8 protein-coding genes, 1 tRNA gene and 2 pseudogenes are annotated in these 6,785 nt (G+C 43.3%); 1 reads left to right on the top strand and 10 read right to left on the bottom strand.

Annotated elements, in window-relative coordinates; genetic code table 11:
- The 10 genes and pseudogenes from HWX04_RS05825 to HWX04_RS05785 form a co-directional block, all read right to left on the bottom strand.
- On the bottom strand, nucleotides 1–962 hold a 962-nt coding region (locus tag HWX04_RS05825; protein ID WP_175869242.1), incomplete at its 3' end, for a phage late control D family protein.
- On the bottom strand, nucleotides 962–1,216 hold the full coding sequence (locus HWX04_RS05820; protein WP_175869241.1) for a tail protein X: 255 nt from the start codon (nucleotides 1,214–1,216) through the stop codon (nucleotides 962–964). The genes HWX04_RS05825 and HWX04_RS05820, both read right to left, overlap by 1 nt.
- Nucleotides 1,213–1,683: a phage tail protein gene (locus HWX04_RS05815; protein ID WP_175869240.1), complete on the bottom strand. Its 471-nt coding sequence runs from the start codon at nucleotides 1,681–1,683 to the stop codon at nucleotides 1,213–1,215. The genes HWX04_RS05820 and HWX04_RS05815 overlap by 4 nt, the downstream gene beginning before the upstream one ends.
- A gap of 14 nt (nucleotides 1,684–1,697) precedes the next feature.
- Entirely contained in the window at nucleotides 1,698–1,892 is a 195-nt protein-coding gene (locus HWX04_RS08645) for a hypothetical protein (RefSeq protein ID WP_246257487.1), read from the bottom strand.
- Between the two features lie 308 nt (nucleotides 1,893–2,200).
- The gene (locus HWX04_RS05810; RefSeq protein ID WP_246257485.1) at nucleotides 2,201–3,640 is read right to left on the bottom strand and encodes a phage tail tape measure protein; all 1,440 of its coding nucleotides are present in this window, start codon (nucleotides 3,638–3,640) and stop codon (nucleotides 2,201–2,203) included.
- A gap of 226 nt (nucleotides 3,641–3,866) precedes the next feature.
- On the bottom strand, nucleotides 3,867–4,277 hold the full coding sequence (locus tag HWX04_RS05805; RefSeq protein ID WP_175869239.1) for a hypothetical protein: 411 nt from the start codon (nucleotides 4,275–4,277) through the stop codon (nucleotides 3,867–3,869).
- A 29-nt stretch (nucleotides 4,278–4,306) separates the two neighbouring features.
- The gene (locus HWX04_RS05800) at nucleotides 4,307–4,825 is read right to left on the bottom strand and encodes a phage major tail tube protein (RefSeq protein ID WP_175869238.1); all 519 of its coding nucleotides are present in this window, start codon (nucleotides 4,823–4,825) and stop codon (nucleotides 4,307–4,309) included.
- Nucleotides 4,822–5,088: pseudogene (locus tag HWX04_RS05795) on the bottom strand (phage tail protein); the annotation flags it as partial. The gene HWX04_RS05800 and the pseudogene HWX04_RS05795, both read right to left, overlap by 4 nt.
- Before the next feature lie 18 nt (nucleotides 5,089–5,106).
- Nucleotides 5,107–5,172 (bottom strand): annotated as a pseudogene (locus HWX04_RS08835) (hypothetical protein); the annotation flags it as partial.
- A 404-nt stretch (nucleotides 5,173–5,576) separates the two neighbouring features.
- Nucleotides 5,577–5,653: transfer RNA gene (locus tag HWX04_RS05785), tRNA-Arg, on the bottom strand.
- Nucleotides 5,654–5,923: 270 nt separating this feature from the next.
- Here HWX04_RS05785 and HWX04_RS05780 point away from each other — a divergent pair.
- On the top strand, nucleotides 5,924–6,697 hold the full coding sequence (locus HWX04_RS05780) for an NAD kinase (protein WP_175869237.1): 774 nt from the start codon (nucleotides 5,924–5,926) through the stop codon (nucleotides 6,695–6,697).
- Nucleotides 6,698–6,785 lie beyond the last annotated feature (88 nt).

The following is a 6,785-nucleotide window of genomic DNA, read 5'->3' as shown; positions in this document are numbered from 1 at the left end:
TCCTTGATCTGGTGCCCCTCAAAGGTAATTTCTGTGGTGTATCCGCTTTGCTTTTCATAGCGATGGGTTACGGTTGCAGCTTTCCCTGGGCCATTGATTTCGCCTCGAAAACCTTGAAGCAAAAGCGGTTGACCGGCCATGATTTCAGGGCGCCCCTCAAGGCTTAAAGAGCCACTGCCCATGGCTCGACAAAGCCTATCCGATTCGGAAGCAGCCGCTGCTAAAGCTTCTGCCTCACAAGGGTAACACGTGCGCAGACGGCGAATGGGCCCTGTATACCCCGTGTGATGTTTGACGGAATGCTGTTGTCCTTTTGTGCGATGAAAATAACAAACTTCAATGGTACCGTATTGGGTGCGTGGCTCGAGACTAAATTCCCAATGGGAACACTCCTGGTGATGAATGGTCTGAAGGGGAAGATTGTCTCCGCTTAAAAATAAAAACTTATTGTCTTTGATCAAAAAACGCGCCCGCATCCGGTCAGCAAGCCTAGTTAAAAAATCAATCGCCGATTGATCGATGCGCACCATATAAGGCAAGGTTTGTTTGGTAAATTGTGGACTGACCTTTGCTTGATAGCCATGGCGTTTGGCAAGGGTCTCAACAATCTCAGCAATGGTTTTATGGTCAAAATATTCGCTCACCTGTTCTTTGATCTCCGCACGCATGGAAGCACTTTTGCCACAAAGGCGCAAAATCTCTCCATCACTGCCTCCACAACTTACAACCGTTTCGACAACAAAACGCCCCATAAATGCACGGATACTTCCCTCATAACCAAAGGTGACTTGGAGAGCACTGTCCGCTGCTGGAATCTCTAAATCATTGCCACTATCGTCAAATTCCGCCTCGAATGTATCAGCACCTGCATGATCGGTGATGGTTGCCGTTAGACGCTGGTAAAAAACCTCATGAACAAGTTTCTCCCCTACCCTTACTTCAATAAAGGGATATGTGCGCATTAATCCCATAGCCGTTTGACCACACTGTTCTTTTCTTGGGATACAAATTCAGGCAGAAAGACTTTTAAACCCCGCGGCAAAAAAGCATTATACCCAGCAATCTCTGGATTAGCCTCTAGTGTGGCTTCTAAATAACCTTTCAGTAAACCAGCTTGCCGCCGCTCTCCTAAAACAGACAAGGCATGATGATAACAAATCAGGTCTAAACTCATATCCTCAAATTCGATCACGAGCTGCTTTGCGGGGATCTTCATGGGCAATCCTCCTCTTGTCCCCCTTGATATTGGCCCACTTGATATTGTCCTTGCGGCTTGCCCTCATCAAAAAACGGCAACAGGCTAATGGAATAGCGAACACGCCCCGATTGACCAGAGCGGCTAATATAGTCATGGTCTTTCGTGACACTGGTAATCACCACGGATCCATGCATTAAGGCACTGTAGCTATTATCACTCATCCAGCGGATCATCTGAACGGGTTGAGCCGCACGTATGGTTCTGGTGATGGCATCAATGGCCACCCGATCCCCAAACTCTTCTGGAAACAACACCCCGTGGATGGTTTTTGGATCATTACCATAACCAGTAAATTGCAAACCAGGGGATCTGCCAAAACGCTCCATAGAAACCCATGAGGCAGAAAACTCTTCCTCAAACGATTGGAAATTAAGCCAGTCCACATAAAATTGATGCGGTCCTAACATCATCAAAGGATCTTGCATTCCCCTCTTCTCTCTTATTCTGTTCCGCCGTGCAAGGCATTGGCCCCTGCCCGTTGCAAAGCATGGCGAACCGCATAACCAGTTGCAATGGGATCACGCGCGCCATTGATATTCACTGTGACATTTTGATTATGCGTAATGGGGACGCGCTCTTTCTCTCGCAACTCTGTGAGAGGCGCATTGGCACGACCAGCCCCCGCAAATTGCACAAGTGGCTCGATAGACGTTTTGCCCCCATAAAACTTGGCAAATAATCTCTTACATCAATCGACCCAATCCACCCCTTTATGCGATGAGGTAAAGATTGACAAAAATCTGTCAATTGTGAAATGGACGACATAAAACCATCAACAATCCAATCCGCTAAATCTTCCCCAGCTTGTTCCATACTCGCCTTGGCACTCTCAGAGAGCTTTTCCTGTGTAAAAAAACGCTTCAACCACTCCCAAAAATTGGAAGGGCTTTGTTTAATCCCATCCCACAAACCTTCAAAACTTTGGGCAACAGAGGCAAGACCCTATTTGAACTTTTGCCAATTTTGAGAAAAATCAAAAGCAGCTGCAATGATGTTTTTCCATCGGGTAATGCTACTGGTATCAGCCCCCAAAAAACGCATAACGGCTTCAAAGGCACGACCAAAAGCCCGAGATACTCCCCGTGCAAAACCTTTAACAAAGGAAGATAAGCGATCCCAATATTTCCACAAAGCAAAACCAGCAGCCAGTATAACAGCCACAACAGCAGCAATCACAGCCCCTACCGGGGTAAAAAGTCCCCCCACAACAGAGGACAGGCCCGCCCCAACCACGTCGATCACAGTTCCTACCCTACCAAAGCTGCTCGCAAATGCCGCCCCTGAAACAGCAATTCCCCGCAAAGTGCCCATCAATAAAGTCATGGGGCGCAAAAGTTTGAGGAAACATGCCCCAAACCCTGCGGTCAGCAAGCCCAGTGAGCGCCCTAAAGTCAAGAGCCCTCGCCAACTTGCCTTCAGCATGCGTCTAATAGCCCTCATCTTGATAAAAGAGGCAATCAATTGCAGAATCCCAAGGCGGGTTCCCGCCATGGTAAAACGTACAACCCGCAAAGCAATATTAAAAGCCATAAGGGCTGCAATGGTTTTAATGATTACACCGGTTAAAACAGGGTGTTCATGAGCCCATGCCATCAGCACGTTTAGAAAACCACCAACCGTTTCCATTAAACTGTTCACATGGAGCAACAACACCTCACCAATAGTAATGCCTAAAGCCACAACGCGGTTTTGCAACAGTTTAAATTGCCGCATGGCACCGGTTGCTTGTTTGTCTGCCTCTTGTTCCACAGAGCCTTTAAAGACTTTTGGGTCTTTCACATAATCTAAAGCTTGCCCTAACAGTTCTGGATTACCCACCAATTTGGCAAAATCACCGGTAAAGTCTCGTCCTGCAATAGCGATGAGGGAATTCATACCCCTTTCTGATTTGCCCAAGACATTAAAAAAACGCACCAAAGTACCGGTGACATCCTTATCGAGATCTTCCATAAATTTTTGGCGAGAGAGCCAAATATTGGTAAAAGCATCTTCAATATGTTTGCCTCCCTCCTGAATACGGGCACTGATAGAGTTAAAACCACGCGCCGCACTCTCTGGTACAATACCAGCAGAAATCATCGCCGTCCCAAAAGCTGCCGTTTCACGGGCTGTGAGTTTAAACATGGTGGCCGCACCGGTCGCCCGATTGGTAAAATCAGACACCTCACTTGCCTTGGCCGCCATGTGGTTAGAGAGATGGTTGATAGCATCCCCTAAATCTTCAATGCCTGCTTGATTAAGTTTAAAGACATTGCGCAATTTAGCAAAGCGTTCCCCAATCTGGTCCCCTGTCATATCAAAAGCGACTGCTGCTTTGGCGGCATAAATACTAAAAGCCTCGAGATCTTGTTCACCAATTCCTGCTTGGCTGGCACTGATCATCAATTCTAACACTTCACGGCTCTTAAGTCTCGCTTGGCAGAGGCGATCCCTTCTTGCAGATGATTCACAAAACAGACAACAAGAGAAACATCCATGATCGCATCTTATCCTAACATTTGGCTTTCATATTCTTGTTGTTTCAAGCGCACTAACTCTTCCCGATAGGCAATCACTTCCAGCAAATCCATCTGATTGATCTCTAAAGCTGACCAGTGGTAATAAAGGGCTAGTTCGGCTCCAAATTGTCTGGCATAGGGGTGTAGTTTGGGAAAAAAAGCAAAAAAACCTTAAACACGGCCACAACATCAACAATATCAAGACGATTAATCAGTTCAACAGATTCATGAGACATCTCTGCCAGAAGCGCGGCGATTCCTTCCATGGCTTCATGGGTAAATAAAGCCTCACAAAGCTTGGAAATGAGAACATCATTGCTCAAAGGTGTTTTATCCTCTTCTACAGCAGGCAAAAGTAACTTTGCCAGCTGTGGACCAATCAATATAGCCAATTGGCGTGCTTGCTTGAAGTTTGGACGATAAAAGATCAATTTCTGCCGTGTTGATTCTTTGCCATCTTTGTCTTGATAAACAAGGGGAACCTGCAATTCCACAGCAACACTTGTTTGTAAACTTGTCATCAGAAATTCCTCTCAATATTAATGAGAACTTATAAATTAAGGATAGCGCAGCGGCGTCCACCGATCTCTTGTCCATTGCGTACAAGCCAACCATCCCGTTTAAAGGAGAAGCGATGCAAAACAGAACCATCCCAAAATTCTGTGTAATCCCAAACATTCTTGATCTCGCAATCATAGCCTGTGGCTTTTCCAGCTGTTAAGCTTTCGCTATCAACGTTGACCAAACGCCCCGTGACATCAATGGAATGTTCATGCTCGCGTCCTTCTTCTTCAGACACCACATATTTTTTGCCGGTAAATTTATGACGAAGACCAGAAGAACCACCAAAGATACCGATGATTTCGGGGGTGTGGCTGTGGATCTTCATTTGTAAATTTAAGGCTTTCACACCAAGACCACTCACATCAATTTGCATATCAGAGCCCCCTGGTTGATAGGTTTCGGTGATTTCTTCTAAAGTTGGAAGTTTGAGTGTTTCAAGATCAAGATGGAGATTGACATCATCATCAACAATCAGGGTAAAACCACGAACAATTCTTAACGTCATACATCACTCCTTGCTGCCTTGCGATAAGCAATCAGCGTATCGCCAAAAGTATGGGTCATTTTATTTTGGATATCTTCGGCGAGCCGATTAAAGTAAGCACCATTGAGCCGGCTTCCAAAGCTTAAATCTTCGAGAGGGGGGACTTCTTCTGCATCAAATTCCACCCGCAATTTTCCCAATTGCAAATTACCGTTGGAATTCAAACCACGGTCAAACCAGACACGTCCTCCTAAAAGCGCTCCACGGGCAATCATATCATCAAGAATAAGAGGGGAATTAAAGGTAAACAATCCCTCTTCCAACATAACTGGCAATATCGGTGTATAGAGAAATCGCCCGATTCTCATTCCTAAAACTATAATAACCATACCTAATACAGTGATTTTGAAAGAATTCAAATCTTGATGATTATTTCCCCCATTACTTATTATTCCTTTAACTGGTCATATTCCTCATCCGCGTCCCATCTCATCATGGCAACCTCTAGCTCTGAGAATAAAAAAATTTTTATGTTATATATGTTCACAGTTAAATTGAAAGCATATTGAGATAACCCTGCTTTTCTATCTCAATATCCAAAATGATTAATCAAAAAATTACAAATGCAGCCGTGAATTTTACTTCTCTTAAAATCATTTGCTTATTCGCTACAAAACTTAATGAATAACTCAAACGACCATTTTCATAAAATTTGCTTCTTTTTATGGAATGAGGAAAATTGTTATTTAGGATAATATCAAATTGAAGAATTTGGTGCACCCGACAGAATTCGAATCTGTGACCTCTGCCTTCGGAGGGCAGCGCTCTATCCAGCTGAGCTACGGGTGCTTTACACTGATTATTAAAATCAGTTGTGGTCTTTTAACTAATCATACTCTCAGCTTCAATGCTAAATCATCATTTTAATAAAAAATTACTTATTTGTAAATTATCTAACGACGCAATCTTCTTTCTTTTCTCCAATGTTACTTTATCTTGAAATAGCTTCTCTTTTTGTCTTCAATACTCCTTTTGTTATAAAAAGAGCTTTTATTACAACTTCAAAACTCTCAAAAAATAAGTTACAAGACAAATTATAAGTATCAGGATAATTTTTAAATGACTACATTACCAAGTCGCTTTCATTTTATTTCCGCAGAAACTGAGGACGCTATCAAAGCTACCCGTAAATTAATTTCTGTTTATGGTCATTCTTCTCTGGAAGAAACTGATGTTATTGTTGCAATCGGTGGTGATGGAACAATGTTACAAACTGTACGAGACGTTATGAACACTGGAAAACCTATTTATGGCATGAATCAAGGTTCTGTAGGATTTCTTATGAATGAATTTCATGAAAAAAAATTGCCCAATCGTATTGCTGTCGCTCATAAAAAAGAAATTCATCCCTTGCGCATGATTGCAAAAGCTGAATGCCAAGAATCTATTGAAGCGCTTGCAATTAATGAAGTATCTCTCTTTCGGCAATCTTATCAAGCAGCAAAAATTCGCATCACCATTGATAATAATGTACGCATGGAACAATTAAGTTGTGATGGTATCCTCGTCGCGACACCAGCAGGATCAACCGCCTATAATTTATCAGCACAAGGACCTATTCTTCCCCTTATGGCCCCCCTTATGGCCCTCACCCCTGTTAGCCCTTTTCGCCCAAGACGTTGGCATGGCGCATTGCTTCCCAATACAGTAACGGTGCGTTTTGATATGCTTGAACCCAATAAACGCCCTGTCAATGCTGCTGCTGATAATGTTGAAGTCAAATCTGTCCATTCAGTGACTATTTCAATGGCAACAGAAGTAACAGTTTCAATCCTTTTTGACTCAAGTCATTCATGGGATGAGCGCATTTTATCAGAACAATTTCGCTATTAATCATTGTATTATGCGCTTTATATGTATATGATTGTTATAGTTGGCTTTTTTGTAAAAGCATCCTAACGTTATTTTAAAAGTAAAGAAT

Source organism: Bartonella gabonensis, from assembly GCF_903679515.1.
Taxonomy (GTDB): Bacteria; Pseudomonadota; Alphaproteobacteria; order Rhizobiales; family Rhizobiaceae; genus Bartonella; species Bartonella gabonensis.
Note: the sequence above shows the minus strand (reverse complement) of the source record. Positions and strands in the feature narration are given on the sequence as shown.